Raw genomic sequence first — 17,713 nt, 5'->3', positions numbered from 1 at the left:
TAAGTAAATTTAATTAGTGCTAAACAGTGACTTTTTTCACTTTCACCGCACATTTTTTGAAGTCAGTTTGTTTAGACAAAGGATCGGTAGCATCTAGGGTTAACTTATTAACCAATTGTTTTGCATCAAACCAAGGCATAAAAACTAAACCTTTCGGGGGTCTATTACGGCCACGAGTTTCAACACGAGATTTTACTTCACCTCGACGAGATTCAATCAAAACCTCATCACCACGGCGTAAACCTCTTGCTTTAGCATCGTCAGGGTGGATAAATAACACCGCATCAGGAAATGCTTTATGAAGTTCAGGTACACGCGCAGTCATAGAGCCTGAATGCCAATGTTCAAGAACACGACCGGTACTCAGCCATAAGTCGAATTCTTCATCGGGTGACTCTGCTGCTGGTTCGTAGGGTAAGGCAAATATATTGGCTTTTTTATCTTTATGGCCATAAAACTGCACTTCACTGCCTTTCTCTACATAAGGGTCGTGCCCCTCACGAAAACGCCACTTAGTTTCTTTACCATTAACAACCGGCCATCTAAGGCCACGCTCTTCGTGATAGCGATCAAAGGGGGCTAAATCATGACCATGTCCTCGGCCAAAGGTCGCATATTCTTCAAATAAACCTTTTTGAATATAGAAACCAAAATAATCACCTTCAAAGTTAGTATCACCTTTGGATTCACTCATTGGGAATTTATCTACGTTACCGTTTGCATAAAGCACGTCAAACATAGTTTTGCCACGGTATTCAGGATTCTTGGCAAGTAATTCTTCAGGCCATACTTCTTCAATTTTAAAACGTTTAGAAAATTCAACTATTTGCCATAAATCTGAACGCGCTTCACCTGGCGCATTCACTTGTTGATGCCAAAACTGTGTACGGCGCTCTGCATTGCCGTACGCTCCCTCTTTTTCTACCCACATAGCAGTAGGTAAAATCAAATCAGCCGCCTGTGCCGTTACCGTTGGGTAAGGGTCTGAAACGACGATGAAATTTTCTGGATTACGATAGCCAGGGATCCCTTCTTCATTGATATTTGGTCCGGCTTGCATGTTGTTATTACACATAACCCAATACGCATTTAATTCACCGTCTTTAAGCATACGATTTTGCAGAACTGCGTGATAACCAGGTTTAGGTGGAATAGTACCTTCAGGTAATTTCCATATTTTTTCAGCTATCGCTCTATGCTTAGGATTTTTAACAACGAGATCGGCAGGTAATCTATGTGAGAAAGTTCCAACTTCACGCGCCGTTCCACAGGCTGATGGCTGTCCGGTTAATGAAAACGGGCTGTTACCCGGTTCAGATATTTTACCCGTTAATAAATGCACGTTGTACATGAGGTTATTTGCCCAAACACCACGAGTATGTTGATTGAAACCCATAGTCCAAAACGAAGTCACTTTAACTTTAGGATCCGCATAAAGTTTAGCCAGCGTTAATAATTTATCTTCAGAAACACCCGAAAGTTTTGATGTATATTCAATACTATAAGTGCTAACAAATTTAGCAAAGTCATCAAAGCTCATCGGTTTAGATGCGCCACTGTCAGGATTTTTAGCCGCTTTTTGTAATGGATGAGAAGGACGTAAACCATAACCAATATCAGTAACACCTTCACGAATATTGACATGCTTTTTCATGAAATCTTCGTTAACGGCGTTATTTTGAATAATATAATTAGCAATAAAGTTTAATATCGCTAAATCTGTTTGTGGTGTAAAAATCATACCGTTATCAGCAAGTTCAAAACTTCGATGCTTATACGTTGATAATACGTTTACTTTTACATGAGGATGACTTAAACGACGGTCAGCTAAACGCGACCATAAAATAGGGTGCATTTCCGCCATATTAGAACCCCAAAGGACAAATGCATCGGCGTGCTCTAAATCATCATAACAACCCATAGGTTCGTCGATACCAAAGGTACGCATAAAACCACCCACAGCTGACGCCATACAATGACGAGCATTAGGATCAAGGTTGTTGGTTAAAAAGCCCGCTTTCATTAATTTTGAAGCGGCATAACCTTCCCAAACAGTCCACTGACCCGAACCAAACATACCAACTGAGGTCGGGCCTTTTTTCTTTAAAGCGGCTTTAAATTTTTCAGCCATAACATCAAAGGCGGTATCCCAGCTTACCGGTGTAAACTCACCTTCTTTGGCATAAACACCATCTTTCATCCGTAATAACGGTTGAGTTAATCGGTCTTTCCCATACATAATTTTGGATAAAAAGTAACCTTTAATACAGTTAAGACCTTTGTTAACTTCTGCTTGAGGGTCACCTTGAGTCGCCACCACTTTTCCTTCTTGTGTTCCAACAAGCACACTACAACCTGTGCCACAAAAACGACAAGGGGCTTTATCCCATTTAATGGTAGTATCCGACGATTTAGTCAGCAAGTTTGAAGCTGAAGATGGCACGGCGATACCTGCGGCGACAGCTGTTGCTGCAATGGCGTTCGCTTTTATAAAATCACGTCTTGTTAATGTCATACCTTTATCCCCTGATGTTGTGGTAGCCCATAATCATTATGATGAAAAATCAATGATGAAGAGATCACACCCGGTAAATTACTCATATCTGTAATGGTGTTAATAAGGCCTTTGCCTTTTTCACCTCTGTTTAAATCATTTTCTTCTATGGTAACCACCATAGAGCCGTTATCAGCAATCTCATGCACTTCAGCGCCAGGAAATCCGCCCAGTTCTTCGGCCACTTTGGCGGTATTACTTGGCTGAGCAACAAAAAGCACACCAGCAATATTAATAGGTTTTTCTTCTAGTAGATTGATCACGATTATTCCCCTGCCGGCTTAATACCTAACATTTTTAAAAGTGCGATAGCGACTAAAGCGGTACCGGCAAAACCAGCTAAAAAAATAACAGGCATCGATGAATATCCTAAGATATTCCAAATCATTTGTTCAAGAGCGCTCATATAACTCTCCTATTAGTATGTGTGGGTTGCTCACCCACAGAATTTTTTGGTGTTAATTCAATAGATGATTGCGGGCAAATAGCAACACAGGCCCCACAATTTGTGCAGTCACTAAGTTTTATCTGGGGTTGTGGTACTGATGAATTTATATATTTAAAAGATATAGCTTCTGTCTCACAGCTATCTTGACAACTTTGACAAAACACATCGTTAACCGCTAAGCAATCGCCCTTTATGGAGATATCTAAATCCCAAGCATTTACTTCTGGAGCAAGTGCACGTTCGGCAAAAAGTGGCTGTTGACAACTTTCAACGCACGCTTGACAAAAAGTACACTCTCCTTTTAAAAAGTTAACTTCAGGGAAACCGCCATCACCTTTTTGAATGATATTTTCAGGACAAGACGTTAAACAGTCACCACATTGTGTGCAGCCATCAATAAAAGTGGCTTCATTGAGCACCCAAGGCAATCTGATTGCCGGAGCGGTTGTTAATTTTTTTGCTTTAAAAAAGTTTCTTCTAGCTAAATCAACCATGCTATCTCGTTATTTTTACATCATATTTCAGACTTTCTACCCAAAGAGTAATTTATCTTATACTCGAAGGTGAGATATTGATTTCGATCAAGACTTTCAAATAACATGACTATTAATCTCTTTATTAAATTCAAAAAAACCAGCTTGTATTGAATTTATTATTGAATCTCAACCTTAAAAATAACCAATCAAATAATTATTATCTGCACGATCACTTACCACTTAATCAAATAACAAAAGAAAAAGTGTTAATGTCTCGGATTCTTGCTAAAAATAATCATTTAAAGACAGTCCCCTAATGCGGCTATTTATATTTATGGTACAATGCGCGCAAAATTTAGGATTGTTCATATGTCCTTTCAGTATTTAAAAAAAGCATTTTATGTGCATCAGCATGTACACCAAAGAGAACTTTTAAAACATGACAACGCTACAGGCTAATGAAGTCAATCTAAGACGTACTTTCGCAATTATCTCTCATCCTGATGCGGGTAAAACCACCATCACTGAAAAAGTATTACTTTTTGGTCAGGCTTTACAACGAGCCGGCACGGTAAAAGGTAAGAAATCAGGCCAGCATGCAAAGTCTGACTGGATGGAAATGGAGAAAGAGCGTGGTATTTCTATCACGACCTCTGTAATGCAATTTCCTTATAACGGTTGTTTAGTTAATTTACTGGACACACCTGGTCACGAGGACTTTTCAGAAGATACCTACAGAACACTCACCGCGGTTGATTCATGTTTAATGGTTATCGACGTAGCTAAAGGTGTTGAGGCACGAACAGTTAAGTTAATGGAAGTAACCCGTTTACGTGATACGCCCATCATTACTTTTATGAATAAAATGGATCGTGATGTTCGTGACCCGATGGAAGTTATGGATGAAGTGGAAGATGTGCTGAAAATAAAATGTGCCCCTATTACTTGGCCGATTGGTATGGGTAAAGAATTTAAAGGTGTCTATAACATTTTAACTGACGAAATATTTTTATATAAGTCAGGACTTGGCCATATGATCCAAGAAGAAAGAATTATCAAAGGGCTTGATAACCCAGAGTTAGATAAGGTCATTGGAACTTATGCTGACGATTTACGTGAAGAATTAGAACTGGTTGCAGGTGCATCACATGAATTTAATTTGGAAGAGTTTTTAAAAGGTGAACTAACGCCAGTATTCTTTGGTACGGCTTTAGGTAATTTTGGTGTTGACCATATGCTTAATGGTTTAACTAAATGGGCACCAAAACCTTTACCTCGTTTAACTGATGTTAGAGAAGTAACCGCTCAAGAAGAAAAATTCACTGGCTTTGTTTTTAAAATTCAAGCGAACATGGATCCAAAACACCGTGACCGTATTGCTTTTATGCGTATTTGCTCAGGTAAATACGAAAAAGGCATGAAAATGCGTCAAGTACGTATTAACAAAGATGTAAAAATTGCCGATGCCGTAACGTTTATGGCTGGAGACCGTGCACATGTAGAAGAAGCATATGCCGGCGATATTATCGGTTTACATAACCACGGTAGTATTCAAATCGGTGATACCTTTACTTCAGGCGAAATGATGAAATTTAGTGGTATTCCAAACTTTGCCCCTGAAATGTTTCGTCGTATTCGTTTACGTGATCCATTAAAAGCTAAACAATTACAAAAAGGTTTAATACAACTTTCAGAAGAAGGTGCTGTGCAAGTATTCAGACCTTTCAACTCAAACGAGATGATAGTTGGCGCGGTCGGTGTATTGCAGTTTGAAGTCGTTGTACAACGTTTAAAAACTGAATATAAAGTTGACGCTATATACGAACCGATAAGTGTAGCAACTGCGCGCTGGTGTACTTGTGATAATGAAAGAACACTAGAGCAATTTAGCAAAAAAGCCTATGACAATTTAGCACTAGATGGTGGTAATAACTTAACGTATATTGCTCCAACTATGGTGAATTTGAATTTGGCACAAGAGCGTCATCCTGACATTCAGTTCCACAAGACCCGAGAACACTAAGTTTTTCTGCGTAGTAGGTATTTTACCCACGTTGTTCGATACTTTTTATTGGCTTATTTAGTAAACTAAACTCACCAATAAAAAGTAACAAACGCTTTGCTAAAATGCCATATACTTGCAAAAAATGAGCAAATAATTTCTATTAAAAGAAAACAGAGATCAAAATGAATATTAAGCAATTACTAAGTGAAAAAGTATCTGCGGCCATGGTTTTGGCTGGATTACCTGAAGGCACTAACCCAGCGGTAAGCCTGTCAAGTCGCCCTAATTTTGGTGACTACCAAGCGAATGGTGTTATGGGTGCAGCTAAGAAACTGAAAATGAACCCACGCGAATTAGCGACCACCGTTGTTAACCACTTAGATTTAACTGGTATTGCTGACCATATAGAATTAGCCGGACCGGGGTTTATTAATATTCATTTAGACAAATCATGGTTAGCCGCTCAACTCGCTAAAATGACTGATGATGAAAAATTAGGTGTAACCCAGCGTGGTGCCACTGAAGAAGACAAAAAACAAACGGTTATCGTTGATTATTCAGCGCCAAACCTTGCCAAAGAAATGCATGTTGGCCACTTACGTTCAACCATTATCGGTGATGCAGTAGTACGTGCATTAGAGTTTCGTGGTGACAAAGTCATCCGCCAGAATCACATGGGTGACTGGGGCACACAATTTGGCATGTTATTGGCGCATTTAAGCGATAAACTCAATGCCAACGAAGTTGCTGAAACTGCACTTTCTGATTTAGAAAACTTTTACCGCGAAGCGAAAGTACGTTTTGATAACGAAGAAGGCTTTGCTGACCGTGCTCGTGATTATGTGGTAAAACTGCAAGGTGGCGACAAAGATTGTTTAGTCTTATGGAAATTATTCATTGATATATCTATTGCCCACAGTGAAGATATTTATCAAAAACTTAATGTTACTTTAACCCGCGACAATATCATGGGCGAAAGTGCGTATAACGAAGATTTACCCAAGGTTGTTGATGAATTAATGACTAAGGGTATTGCTGAAGTTAGCGAAGGCGCAAAAGTGGTTTTCATTAATGAAATGGCGAATAAAGACGGTGATGCCCCCGTTTTTATCATCCAAAAAACCGGTGGCGGCTATTTATATGCGACCACAGATTTATCTGCTTGTCGCTACCGTAGCAATGAACTAAAAGCCGACCGTATCATTATTTTTACCGATGCCCGTCAAAGCTTACATTTTAAACAAGTAGAAATTGTAGCGCGTAAAGCAGGGTTACTGCCAGAGCATGTTGGTTATGATCACTGCCCGTTTGGTATGATGATGGGTGACGATGGTAAGCCATTTAAAACAAGAACTGGCGGTACTATAAAATTAGCAGAATTACTTGATGAAGCCATTGTTCGTGCAAAAGCGGTCATTAAAGAAAAAAATCCAGATTATCCTGAAGATAAGCTAAATGAAATTGCAGTAAAAGTAGGTATTGGCGCGGTTAAATTTGCTGATTTATCTAAGAATAGAACCAGCGACTATATTTTTAACTGGAAAACCATGTTGAGTTTTGAAGGCGCTACGGCCCCATACTTGCAGTATGCTTATTCACGTGTTCAAAGTATTTTCAGCAAGGCAAAAATTGAACAAGTAAACTTTAGTGCTGATATCACCATTATTGAACCACAAGAAAAAGCCTTAGCGTTAAAATTACTCCAACTTGAAGAAGTGCTAGATGCGGTCATTAGCGAATCTATGCCTAACCTATTGTGTAATTATTTATATGAGTTAGCGAGCTTATACATGAGCTTCTACGAAGCTTGCCCTATTCTCAAAGAGGGTATTGACCAAGATGTAAAACAGTCTCGCTTAGCACTTTGTTTAAGTATCTCGAAAACCTTAAAACAAGGCTTAGATATTCTTGGCATTGACGTTATGGAACGCATGTAGTCTGCATAAAAGCACATATGGCATTAGCCCTTGTTTACTCAAGGGTCAATGCCAAAAAATTGAAATAGTTTCAGCATAGAGCAAGTATTAAGGTAGGAAGTGTCAATAAATGAAAGTGCTAATCGTTGATAATACAGACCAAAAACTCTTGCCATTAAAGCAGGCATTTTATAATGGTCCTTGCCAAACCGCTTATGTTGATAACGGCAAACATGCCCTGAAAGCCTTAAAGAAATATAAATTTGACGCTATTATTAGCGTATTGGATTTAGGACAAATAAGTGGCTTAGATCTTCTTAAAGCCATAGCACTTAAACATCCTGCTATGATACGAATAGCAATTACTAATGATAACATCGCACAGAGCCAGCTTAATGGTCAAGCCGCTAATAATTGCCATTACACTTACGCACTGCCGCTTAACGTTGAAAATATTCATCAAACCATCACAGCCCTTGGCGATGATAATAAAGCGATCACCAAAGATCATATTATCAAGGCAGTTGCCAAAGTTAAAACATTACCAAGCCCACCCAAAGTCTATTTACAACTCAATGCAATTTTAGAAGAAAGTAATACCGATTCAGGAAAAATATCAGAGATAATTTCTCAAGACCCAGCATTAGCCGCTAAAGTATTGCAGTTTTCCAATAGTTCCTTTATGAAGCAAGGCAAGCCAATCAACGACATTAGCGAAGCAATAACACGTATGGGACTAGAAACACTCTGCTGTATTGTTATGACGGCTGAACTTTTTTCTTATGAACCCGACATTGCTGACTTTTCATTGATCAAAGAACAACTACACTGTTTATCAACGGCCCGCTTGGCCGCTTCAATGGTGAAAGTAGAACTTAAGCGAGATGCTCTACTTGCGGGTTTATTGCACGACATTGGTAAAATTGTACTATTTGAGATGGACCCAACACTTACAAAAACATATTTTCAATATCGGCTTAAAAATGCCAACAATAATGCCTTAGAGCAAAAAATATTTGGCACAGATCATAACCATGTTGGTGGCTATCTCCTGCACCTGTGGAGCTTTTCTTATCATTTAATTGAGGCGGTAGTTATGCATCATCAGCCGGAGAAGCTCTTAAAAAAATCATTTGGTATCGCACAAGCCGTTTATCTAGCCGATATATTATTAAGAGAGCAACAACCCGAGCCAAAATTTATCGAGCATTTTAAATTAGAAAATGTGCTTGGCGCTTTGGAAAAAAGAGCAGCAAAGCTAAGGCAGTAATCACCAAGCTAAACTTTAGATAAGCTATAATTTCACACATCCATTATTTACACTTCAAGTAAAGCCGATTAATTTATGAAATTTACCGATAGCCACTGTCATTTAGATTTCAAAGCTTTTACCCATAAAGGTAGTGCTTCAACAAATTTACTGCTTGAGCAATGTGCAAAGGAAAGTATTCATCAAATTATTGTTCCTGCGGTTAGACCAGATAACTGGCAAAATGTTTTAGCCTTAGCCCATCATAATAAAAACCAACCTTTGAGTGATTGCAATGTTTTTGCCTGCTTAGGTATTCATCCTTGGTTTTTAGAGGGATTAGCGCAAAAAAATCTCGATGACTTAGCGCAAAAAATATTAGAGAATAAAACGCAAATAATTGCAATTGGCGAAGCTGGGCTTGATGGCGTTATCGCAAAGCAGCAAGATAATATTAACCAACAAATGTTATTTTTTGAATTCCAACTTAACCTTGCACAACAGCATCAACTGCCGATTATTGTTCATCACCGGCGCACGCACAACGAAACGATCACACTATTAAAACAAATAAAAGTTTCCCGAGGAGGTATTATTCATGCTTTTTCAGGAAGCTACCAGCAGGCTTGCCAATATATAGATTTGGGATTTAAGTTAGGCATCGGTGGCACAATCACCTACCCTAGAGCGGAGAAAACAATAAAAGCCATTAAGCGCTTACCTTTGAGTAGCCTAGTATTAGAAACAGATGCACCTTCGATGCCGCTAAATGGTTTTCAAGGCGAAGATAACTCACCTCTGCGTGTTATTGATGTTTTTGAAAGATTAGCCGAATTGCGCCAAGAGAGCAAAGAAGAAATAGCCGAAAAAATTGAAGATAATATTTCAACCCTCTTTCAGTTGGCTCAGCGATGAAACGGATTAACTAGCTCCATCAAATGATGCCTACTTAAGTCAGCCTTTTATCTTTATCGACTAATCTAAACCCCTGACGACTAAACCGGTTGAGACCTCTGGTAAGCAGAAAGCCAACGACGCCAGCGATTATCATCATTAAACGTAACAGCGTAAACTGTTGATCATTATTTTTTAATAACTTAGTGGTTAAATAGTTTTTGTCTAGGGTTAAGCGAACGTAGCCAATTAATCTTTCTTTACGGATTTCACTAACGAAAGGCACGGCGAATTCACTCTTATTTAATTTATATTCAGACAGCCCAAAAAGAGCTTTGACGCTTTTTGCATTTTGACTGCTAATAATTAATTGCCCTGATAAATCATAGAGATGAATTTCTTTTATTACCTCAGCCAGTTGCAATTCATCAACGTAGTTTTGCAGTAATTGTCGACTCTCTTTCGTGTTAACCTCGGTGATTAATACAGATAAACCTGCTGAAGCTTGTTGCAAATACTGCTGACCAACATCATAAAAATGTTGATCGATAGTTTGCTTATTTTGTGTCTGGCTGTATATCCATAGATTCATTAGCACGACAATAAAGACAATCGCTATAGCTAATTGCATAATTTTATTATAAATGGATGATAATTTAGGGTATAAAGGCTGTTCTATTTGTGTCATAAGCACTACAAATGTATAAAATTTATCATTACGTTCATTTTTATACTATAGCATTATTCATTGAAAATAATCGCTAAAACTAACATTCACATAAAAGGCGGTACTGTGTCCATTGCTATTAAACGTTTTTCCCTTGAGCATATTCAACAACTTACTTTGGCTGAGTTTATTTCTTCAACAACATCAGAAAAATGTTTGCCTTGCTTTACCACTTTCGAAGGTAGTGACTGGTGCGTTGATCAGCGCCTTACCCAACAACAAGGTGGTCAGACGTGTTTAGCCGAGAAGATACACGCTAAAACAGCCTTAGAGCTTGTAGTTTTCAGTGAAATTAGTCTTAGTATGCTCAGTAATTTAATCAGTCAATGCCAACTATCAATTTGGGCGGTAAATGCTATCAATCTAAGGAATAATCTTACTAGCTATCGCTTTAGCGTTACTTGTGCAAACTTAAAAACTGCAAGAGAAAGCTTAGTCAACTTTACCCTCAGCAATAAAATCGAAGCCGCACTGATTGAAAACGCGCCAAAATTATCAGAACCAGGTATTTTGGTTATGGATATGGACTCCACGACCATAGAGATTGAATGTATCGATGAGATCGCAATACTTGCCGGTGTTGGAGAACAAGTGGCAGCCGTTACTGAACTTGCTATGCTTGGTGAACTTGATTTCGCACAAAGCTTGCATCAACGGGTCGCCACCTTAAAAGGTTCCTCAGAAAACATTTTGGCTGAGGTTGCTAAGAATATCCCGTTAATGGCTGGTTTAGAGATACTTGTTAGTACATTAAAATCCCATGGTTGGAAAGTTGCGATTGCCTCAGGTGGCTTTACTTACTTTGCCGATCACTTAAAAGGTTTACTGGAACTTGATGCCGCCCACGCTAATACCTTAGAAATTATTGATGGCAAGTTAACGGGTAAAGTTTTAGGAGATGTTGTTGATGCACAAGCAAAAGCAGATTGTTTAGTCGCTTTACAAAAGAAATATCACTTAGCTAAGGAGCAAACCGTCGCTATGGGTGATGGTGCCAATGATTTAGTCATGATGGCCGCTGCACATTTGGGCGTAGCATTTCATGCTAAGCCACTAGTTTTAGCAAAGGCAGACACTGCCATTAATGCCGATGGTCTTGATTGTCTTTTACATTGGCTTGCGTAGGACCCTTTAAATAACGTTACTTAATAGCTCATGACGAACTAAAGTTTCTTGAGTAATATCAAGAAACTGCATAACCCCAGCAACACTCCAAATATCTTGCTCTATTTGTTTACCACGGTGAATAGCATAGGAACTTATGTAGCTTAATTCTGGATTAAGATGGTCCATATCGGGGTCATCTGTTCGAGATAATCTAACCTGTACGCAAAAGAATAAACCACGATTTAATGCCCGCGATATAAACATTCGCTGCAACATCGGCGACTCTAATTCGCTTGATGTTTTGGTCGTAACCGCTTGATCAATGATTTCATTATCTAAATTTACAGCAATATATAATGTTTCAAGCACCGGAGTATCATCGGTTTGCATTTTCTTCAATGGTAAGGTTAAGGTACTAGTTGCTTGTAAATTATTGAGTAATGGGTATAGATTATACTGTGATGGCGAATCACTTAACTGTTTCATAACCGGCAATAACTTATCTTTAACAGTACCACAAACGATAGCTTCTAACTTATAGCGACTGCCACTGGTTTGTACCATTAATGTCGGAATAGTTAAACTTCTACTGTAAATATTTCTCAATGCCTTAGCAAGGCCAGGTATCATTAAGGCATATTCATCTGGCGTTAACTTATCACGATTTTTTGTAATTAATGCTTTAAAGAATGCTCTTCCCATGTGTTGATGCTTTTCAACATAAACCCGTAAGTTAAGTATGTTTTTCTTTTTATTAACTCGCATAACTTCATAAGGCAAACCTTTTAAATCAAAGGCAGAGGTAATTTTTTGCAAGCCAGGAAAAGTTAAATAGACAACGTCTCCTTTGTTTAATACCGAAGGTTTATCAAGTTCTAGTTTTAAACCTAAAATGGAAAAATCATGCGATTTACCTGAGCAACGAACACCTGCAATTTCAAGTTCAACAGGAGTAACATATTTAAATCTTGACTCTTGTCGTTGATTTTTATAATTAATGCCTACTTCATCCATCAATAGCGGTAATGTAAGTCGTTTATGACCAAAGTTTTTTAACCGAATTGTATCAATGTTTTCAAATGATAGTTGTTGATACTGCCTAGTTGATGCTGGGTTGGTTACATCACTAGCGACCACGATACTTTGCAGATTATGAAGGGTTTCTATTGCATCACTAGGGATAGGGAGATTTAAGTATTCATTCTTTTTTGTTAGCGTATTCGATAACGTTAACGGCGAATGCGCTTTATCATTATCAACGTCCATAATCGATAGTTGAGTAATAGCAAAGCTCGGCTTTGACGCAGCAAATCCTAAAAATTGTACCTTAAAATCACTATCATTATTTAATTGCTCCACATCTGCCGTATAAAAAAATGATTTACCTTGGCTTTTGTGCACGAAACTATAGACTAATAATGACTTACCTAAAGCATGGGCTTTTCTCATTCTGAGCAAGCGTTCAGGTGTTATCAGACAGTATAAGGTTGAGTGGCGATTTTCATCTTGCCAATATTGAAAAGTGGCTTGGTTATTATGACAGGTGAGCGCGTATCTAGGTAAAAGATCGCCTTTGTTATCTTCTACAAAAATCGGTAATTCATTTAATTTAGGTAAACTATATTGCTCAAAGCTACGTGATTGAATAGCATGAATAGTATTGTCTAGGTTAACTTTATAACGGCGTTTATTGCCTTGGATGAAGCCCTGAAGAAAAGTTTGAAAACCGTCAACGCGTTTATCTTTCGAGTAAACTCTCTGACAGCCAATTAACTGAGTTTTCTCAATTTTTTGTATGTTTTTAACTTCAAAATGAAAACTTTTTTCTTTACCAAATTGAAATTCGTCTTCGAGACCTCGAAACCGAATACTTATATGTTGTCCAACCGTAATTGTATTTTTGAAATTAAAGCGAAACTTACACCCTTCAACACTGATATCTGAACTCGTACACTCGTATTCATTTTTATCGTTTTCAAGCAGTATGTCTAAGGTAATAGCGAAATTCATTCGCTCTTCACTACGATTATGATACGGACCAAAAGTAAACAAACTTGCTGGGTACTGCGTTTTTTCAAAGGTCTTACTGGCTTTAGTCGTCTCAACTTGTACCGGTTTACCCATGTTACTTTTTTCTTTTTGATATATAACCCGAAAGTTATTTTCAGTGTTCATTACTGCTTCGTAAACACCAAAAGTATATCCCTGATAAAAACCTATATTTTCTTGATAAACTTTAATCGCAATATCATCAAGATAGTGAACGCGTCCATCATGCTCAAAAGATCGACATTCACCATCAACATGACCACGCAAATCGATTAGACGCGTACATGGAACAGCTAAACGCTTGAGCTCCATTTTAAGCAAAAAGCGCTCTGTTTTGGGGATATGTTGAGTCATCGCAGAAAAATTTGTTTCAAAATCGTTCTTTAAAACCTTCCCACGAAACTGTTCAATTATCTTTTGGTACTTTAAAAAATCTGTAGTCATATCTGCTTTAATTTCTTTTAGTAACACTTGTGATATGCAATGAATTGAAAGAAATAATCATTTACTTTCTATGTAGTAAATCTACTATAAATTAATTTGTAATGAAATAACATCAGTAAGAAATATCATTAAAAATAATGTGTTATCTAGATAATAGCTTATATAAAAATAATAAAGCAAAAATTATGCCCAGTAAGGGAAGTGGTCATAAAAAAATAAACTAACATCTATAAGTATAGTTAGTAGGATCCAGTGTATACGCGGGCTTGAACAGTAAATCAACGATGTAGGATACAAGAATAGAGGTGAATTTAATTTGGCTAGGTAAGCCGAACACAATAACAATTTTCCGTATTTATCACAAAAAATCGGCAAGAATTAAAAAGTACAAACATTTGACACTATCGCGCCTAGTAAGAGAAGACGATTTTTATCTAAGTCGCCTAATTCTATCCTATGATGATTAAGCGATGGTATTAAACAGTTCGCTGTAAATTTCTAATAACAATAACGCGCATAGACACATCTGCGGACTTCAATGATTTACCACTTTTCAACAATCTTGCACTTAGTGTTACACCCATCATAATCGCGACTAAGTAATAACTAAGCACTTCTTTAAGACGTTTACACATGCTAGCTATCACCTAAATTACGCAGTGATTTAACCTATATAGTAATGCTTATCTAAGTTTATAGTTGAGTACTGCAAAAGCGCTCATCACCCCGGGTAACAATGACTTAGAAGATGAATATTCAGGTAAGCTTTGTCGATACTTGTAGTCGTTTATTAACTGCGCATACCTGCAAGTATGCTGTCGAGCTTGTTAATCATATAATTTTTAATCGTAGGCGAAATGTAGCATTGGAGGGGATGGTAATTCTTATTATGAATAAGTTAAGTGTGGCTTAGCAAGTTATTGGTGTTGTAAATTAATAACCAATTTTATTAAAATCATTAGTGTTAAACAGTATCCACAGTTAGCAGATACTGATTATGTTTCTCAAGCTAAAATAAAAGTGTTACTCAGCTAGATAATTTTAATATCAATCATTTGCTCTTTAGCCGCAGCAATACGTTCGCGCTCTTGGCGTTTCTCACAAGGGTTATCGCAATTACACGACTTATCAATACCCACTGTTGCTAATCCGCCGCAACTGCCTGCTAACGACTTTTGTTGAAAGATATAGCCAACCGACATAGCAACAACAACTACAAGGAAAAAACCTAAAGTGATCATAAATATCATCATAAACTAACCTACTTATTTTCTTTATCTATTAAGATGAATAAACAGTAACTCGCTTTAACCAGTTACTTTAAATACTGCATGAATTTTACCGTGCTTTGCTCAACAAAGCCATGCTCTGTCTTAGCAATAATGTAAGCAGCTATACCATTTTTCTCTGCAAAGTCGATGGCTTTTACTTCACCCATAACCATCATCGCGGTAGACAGACCGTCTGCGGTCATAGAAGACGGATGAATGACCGTTACTGAGACTAACTTATGATTGATGGGTTTGCCCGTCGCTGGATCAATAATATGTGAAAAACGTTGACCATCTTTGGCTTGGTGATAATTACGGTAATCGCCTGATGTTGCCACTGCATTGTCTTTTGGAATGATCACTTGATAAACAGAGCGATGCTCACCACTTGCATCCTGAATAGGCTTCTCTATCGCGACATGCCAAAGTTCACCGGTGTGTTTAAAACCTTTTAAACGCATTTCTCCACCAATTTCTATTAGGTAATTATTAATGCCTTTTTCTTCTAAATATTCTGCGACTAAATCGACCCCATAACCTTTGGCAATGGTTGATAAATCAACATAAAGGCTAGGCGTTTTTTTAGAAAGTTTATTCCCGTCTAACACCAGCTTTGACAAACCTATTTGTTGGCGCGCTAACAGTAAATCCTCCGCCGTTGGTATAGTATTTGGCCGATATTCTGGGCCAAATCCCCAAAGGTTGACTAAAGGCCCGACAGTAATATCAAGATTGCCTTCACTTAATTGCCCCAAGCGAATCGCTTCTTTAATAACGCGTTGTAAACCAACAGATATTGCAACAGGCGTAAGTGATGTCGATGTGTTAAATCGTGATAATTCAGAGTCAACGATATAGGTCGACATTTCTTGATTTAATTGCACCAATAGTGCATCAATGCCTGTGTGGACTTGTTTAGTATCAATCGCATTATTCTCGATGACCACTTTAATATTATACGTAGTCCCCATAGTACGACCTTGCAACAAGACTTCTTGCTTACTTAAATCACTACTTGGAAAGCAACCGGCAAAAAACACCAGCATAAAACTGATCATCAATACTTTTACTTTAATCATTTTGATACCTATAAATTTATTATTTAGGTAAAACGTCTAGGGAAAACGTCTTATATAAATAATAAAAGACGACCAAAGTCGTCTTTTATTTGAAGCTTTCATTCATTGAGTAAATGTTTAATTTAAACGCTGTATATTGCCTTTAGTTCGAGAAGGCTGTGCGGAGTTGACGTTAGTCAATGAGCACAGCAGCCGACGAAATAAAGCCAATAGGCAAGTTAAAATAAACGATTAGCCGCCGAAGTCATCTAGCATGATGTTCTCGTCTTCTACGCCTAAATCTTTAAGCATATGAATAACGGCAGCATTCATCATTGGAGGACCACACATGTAGTACTCACAATCTTCTGGTGCTTCATGATCTTTTAAGTAGTTTTCATAAAGTACATTATGAATAAAACCTGTCATGCCTTCCCAGTTATCTTCAGCTTGTGGGTCTGATAACGCAACATGCCATTTGAAATTATCATTATCAGCGGCTAAACCATTGTAATCATCTTCATAGAACATTTCACGTTTAGAGCGAGCGCCATACCAGAACGACATTTTACGTTTAGATTGTAAACGTTTAAGTTGATCAAAGATGTGCGAACGCATTGGCGCCATACCAGCACCACCACCGATAAACACCATTTCATTATCTGTTTCTTTAGCAAAAAACTCACCAAACGGACCAGAAATAGTGACTTTATCGCCAGGCTTAAGGCTAAATATATATGATGACATTTTACCTGCTGGTAAATGTAAACGTCCTGGAGGAGGCGTAGCAATACGCACGTTAAGCATAATAATGCCTTCTTCCTCTGGATAATTAGCCATTGAGTAAGCACGTAACGTTGGTTCATTAACTTTTGATTCAACATCAAAAAAGCCAAAATGGTTCCAATCGCCTTTGTACTGATCATCAATATCAAAATCACTATATTTCACATGATGAGCTGGAGCTTCTATCTGTATATAACCACCGGCTTTAAACGGAACAGATTCCCCATTGGGTATTTGAAGTTTAAGTTCTTTAATGAAAGTTGCTTGGTTATCATTAGAGATAACTTCACATTCCCATTGTTGTACACCGAAGATTTCATCTTCTACTTCAATAACCATGTCTTGCTTAACAGCAACCTGACAGGCTAAACGACAACCTGTTTTAGCTTCACGCTTAGTGATATGACCCGTTTCAGTTGGTAAAATATCGCCACCACCTGAATGCACGTCAACACGACATTGACCACAAGTACCACCACCACCACAAGCAGAAGGAATAAAAATCCCTTGATCTGCTAAAGCGCCAAGAAGCTTGCCACCAGCAGCGGTTACTACTGATTTATTTGGGTCACCATTTATACTAATTGTTACGTCACCTGAAGAGACTAACTTAGATTTAGCAAACAAAATAACTAAAACTAATGCTAGCACTATCGCGGTAAACATCGATATGCCGAGAATGATTTCCATCGACTTTTCCTTAAATTATCTAGGGCCTAAGTTCAAATT

15 protein-coding genes are annotated in these 17,713 nt (G+C 37.9%); 5 read left to right on the top strand and 10 right to left on the bottom strand.

Annotated elements, in window-relative coordinates; translation table 11 throughout:
* Positions 1-19: 19 nt before the first annotated feature.
* Genes napA through napF form a run of 4 tightly spaced genes read right to left on the bottom strand, consistent with a single transcriptional unit; the run spans position 20 to position 3,496 of the window.
* Complete coding sequence (gene napA / locus H4J75_RS16295) at positions 20-2,515, bottom strand: nitrate reductase catalytic subunit NapA (RefSeq protein ID WP_182222711.1); 2,496 nt, start codon at positions 2,513-2,515, stop codon at positions 20-22.
* Positions 2,512-2,817, bottom strand: a complete 306-nt coding sequence (locus tag H4J75_RS16290; RefSeq protein ID WP_182217595.1) for a chaperone NapD — start codon at positions 2,815-2,817, stop codon at positions 2,512-2,514. The genes napA and H4J75_RS16290 overlap by 4 nt, the downstream gene beginning before the upstream one ends.
* Positions 2,818-2,819: 2 nt before the next feature.
* Positions 2,820-2,960, bottom strand: a complete 141-nt coding sequence (locus H4J75_RS16285) for a TIGR02808 family protein (RefSeq protein WP_070376027.1) — start codon at positions 2,958-2,960, stop codon at positions 2,820-2,822.
* Positions 2,957-3,496, bottom strand: a complete 540-nt coding sequence (napF, locus tag H4J75_RS16280; protein ID WP_182222710.1) for a ferredoxin-type protein NapF — start codon at positions 3,494-3,496, stop codon at positions 2,957-2,959. Before napF ends, H4J75_RS16285 begins: the two co-directional genes overlap by 4 nt.
* 421 nt (positions 3,497-3,917) lie before the next feature.
* Here napF and prfC point away from each other — a divergent pair, with 421 nt between their 5' ends.
* The 4 genes from prfC to H4J75_RS16260 all read left to right on the top strand — a co-directional run bounded on the left by prfC (position 3,918) and on the right by H4J75_RS16260 (position 9,563).
* On the top strand, positions 3,918-5,501 hold the full coding sequence (gene prfC / locus H4J75_RS16275) for a peptide chain release factor 3 (RefSeq protein WP_070376025.1): 1,584 nt from the start codon (positions 3,918-3,920) through the stop codon (positions 5,499-5,501).
* Between the two features lie 164 nt (positions 5,502-5,665).
* Complete coding sequence (gene argS / locus H4J75_RS16270) at positions 5,666-7,420, top strand: arginine--tRNA ligase (RefSeq protein WP_182222709.1); 1,755 nt, start codon at positions 5,666-5,668, stop codon at positions 7,418-7,420.
* A 109-nt stretch (positions 7,421-7,529) separates the two neighbouring features.
* Complete coding sequence (locus H4J75_RS16265; RefSeq protein WP_182222708.1) at positions 7,530-8,669, top strand: HDOD domain-containing protein; 1,140 nt, start codon at positions 7,530-7,532, stop codon at positions 8,667-8,669.
* 75 nt (positions 8,670-8,744) lie between these two features.
* A complete protein-coding gene (locus H4J75_RS16260) occupies positions 8,745-9,563 on the top strand; it encodes a TatD family hydrolase (RefSeq protein ID WP_182222707.1) in 819 nt (272 codons plus the stop codon).
* Between the two features lie 34 nt (positions 9,564-9,597).
* Here the strand turns inward: H4J75_RS16260 and H4J75_RS16255 are convergent, their stop codons facing one another.
* Positions 9,598-10,230, bottom strand: a complete 633-nt coding sequence (locus H4J75_RS16255; protein ID WP_182217587.1) for an AhpA/YtjB family protein — start codon at positions 10,228-10,230, stop codon at positions 9,598-9,600.
* 105 nt (positions 10,231-10,335) lie between these two features.
* Between H4J75_RS16255 and serB the strand changes: the two genes are divergently transcribed.
* The gene (serB, locus tag H4J75_RS16250) at positions 10,336-11,394 is read left to right on the top strand and encodes a phosphoserine phosphatase SerB (protein WP_310733747.1); all 1,059 of its coding nucleotides are present in this window, start codon (positions 10,336-10,338) and stop codon (positions 11,392-11,394) included.
* 6 nt (positions 11,395-11,400) lie between these two features.
* On the opposite strand, the gene H4J75_RS16245 is transcribed toward serB, so the two are convergent.
* The 5 genes from H4J75_RS16245 to nqrF form a co-directional block, all read right to left on the bottom strand.
* Entirely contained in the window at positions 11,401-13,869 is a 2,469-nt protein-coding gene (locus H4J75_RS16245) for a PilZ domain-containing protein (protein ID WP_182222706.1), read from the bottom strand.
* Positions 13,870-14,345: 476 nt separating this feature from the next.
* On the bottom strand, positions 14,346-14,504 hold the full coding sequence (locus H4J75_RS16240; RefSeq protein ID WP_182222705.1) for a hypothetical protein: 159 nt from the start codon (positions 14,502-14,504) through the stop codon (positions 14,346-14,348).
* Between the two features lie 396 nt (positions 14,505-14,900).
* Positions 14,901-15,122, bottom strand: coding sequence for a (Na+)-NQR maturation NqrM (gene nqrM / locus H4J75_RS16235; RefSeq protein WP_070376020.1), 222 nt, complete (start codon positions 15,120-15,122; stop codon positions 14,901-14,903).
* A gap of 62 nt (positions 15,123-15,184) precedes the next feature.
* Positions 15,185-16,219 carry an FAD:protein FMN transferase gene (locus tag H4J75_RS16230; protein ID WP_182222704.1) on the bottom strand — a complete coding sequence of 345 codons (1,035 nt, stop codon included), beginning with the start codon at positions 16,217-16,219 and terminating at the stop codon, positions 15,185-15,187.
* 231 nt (positions 16,220-16,450) lie between these two features.
* Positions 16,451-17,674 (bottom strand): NADH:ubiquinone reductase (Na(+)-transporting) subunit F, encoded by a 1,224-nt coding sequence (gene nqrF, locus H4J75_RS16225; protein ID WP_070376018.1) that lies wholly within the window; start codon positions 17,672-17,674, stop codon positions 16,451-16,453.
* Between the last annotated feature and the right edge of the window lie 39 nt (positions 17,675-17,713).

The sequence above is a fragment of the Colwellia sp. BRX10-1 genome (assembly GCF_014077545.1).
Taxonomy (GTDB): Bacteria; Pseudomonadota; Gammaproteobacteria; order Enterobacterales; family Alteromonadaceae; genus Colwellia_A.
The sequence above is the reverse complement of the archived record's forward strand: the minus strand, read 5'-3'. Positions and strand labels throughout refer to the sequence as shown.

Coding starts and splice junctions, on each gene's coding strand:
- napA (WP_182222711.1), bottom strand. CDS start 2,515: ATGACATTAACAAGACGTGATTTTATAAAAGCGAACGCCATTGCAGCA.
- H4J75_RS16285 (WP_070376027.1), bottom strand. CDS start 2,960: ATGAGCGCTCTTGAACAAATGATTTGGAATATCTTAGGATATTCATCG.
- napF (WP_182222710.1), bottom strand. CDS start 3,496: ATGGTTGATTTAGCTAGAAGAAACTTTTTTAAAGCAAAAAAATTAACA.
- prfC (WP_070376025.1), top strand. CDS start 3,918: ATGACAACGCTACAGGCTAATGAAGTCAATCTAAGACGTACTTTCGCA.
- argS (WP_182222709.1), top strand. CDS start 5,666: ATGAATATTAAGCAATTACTAAGTGAAAAAGTATCTGCGGCCATGGTT.
- H4J75_RS16265 (WP_182222708.1), top strand. CDS start 7,530: ATGAAAGTGCTAATCGTTGATAATACAGACCAAAAACTCTTGCCATTA.
- H4J75_RS16260 (WP_182222707.1), top strand. CDS start 8,745: ATGAAATTTACCGATAGCCACTGTCATTTAGATTTCAAAGCTTTTACC.
- H4J75_RS16255 (WP_182217587.1), bottom strand. CDS start 10,230: ATGACACAAATAGAACAGCCTTTATACCCTAAATTATCATCCATTTAT.
- H4J75_RS16245 (WP_182222706.1), bottom strand. CDS start 13,869: ATGACTACAGATTTTTTAAAGTACCAAAAGATAATTGAACAGTTTCGT.
- H4J75_RS16240 (WP_182222705.1), bottom strand. CDS start 14,504: ATGTGTAAACGTCTTAAAGAAGTGCTTAGTTATTACTTAGTCGCGATT.
- nqrM (WP_070376020.1), bottom strand. CDS start 15,122: ATGATGATATTTATGATCACTTTAGGTTTTTTCCTTGTAGTTGTTGTT.
- H4J75_RS16230 (WP_182222704.1), bottom strand. CDS start 16,219: ATGATTAAAGTAAAAGTATTGATGATCAGTTTTATGCTGGTGTTTTTT.
- nqrF (WP_070376018.1), bottom strand. CDS start 17,674: ATGGAAATCATTCTCGGCATATCGATGTTTACCGCGATAGTGCTAGCA.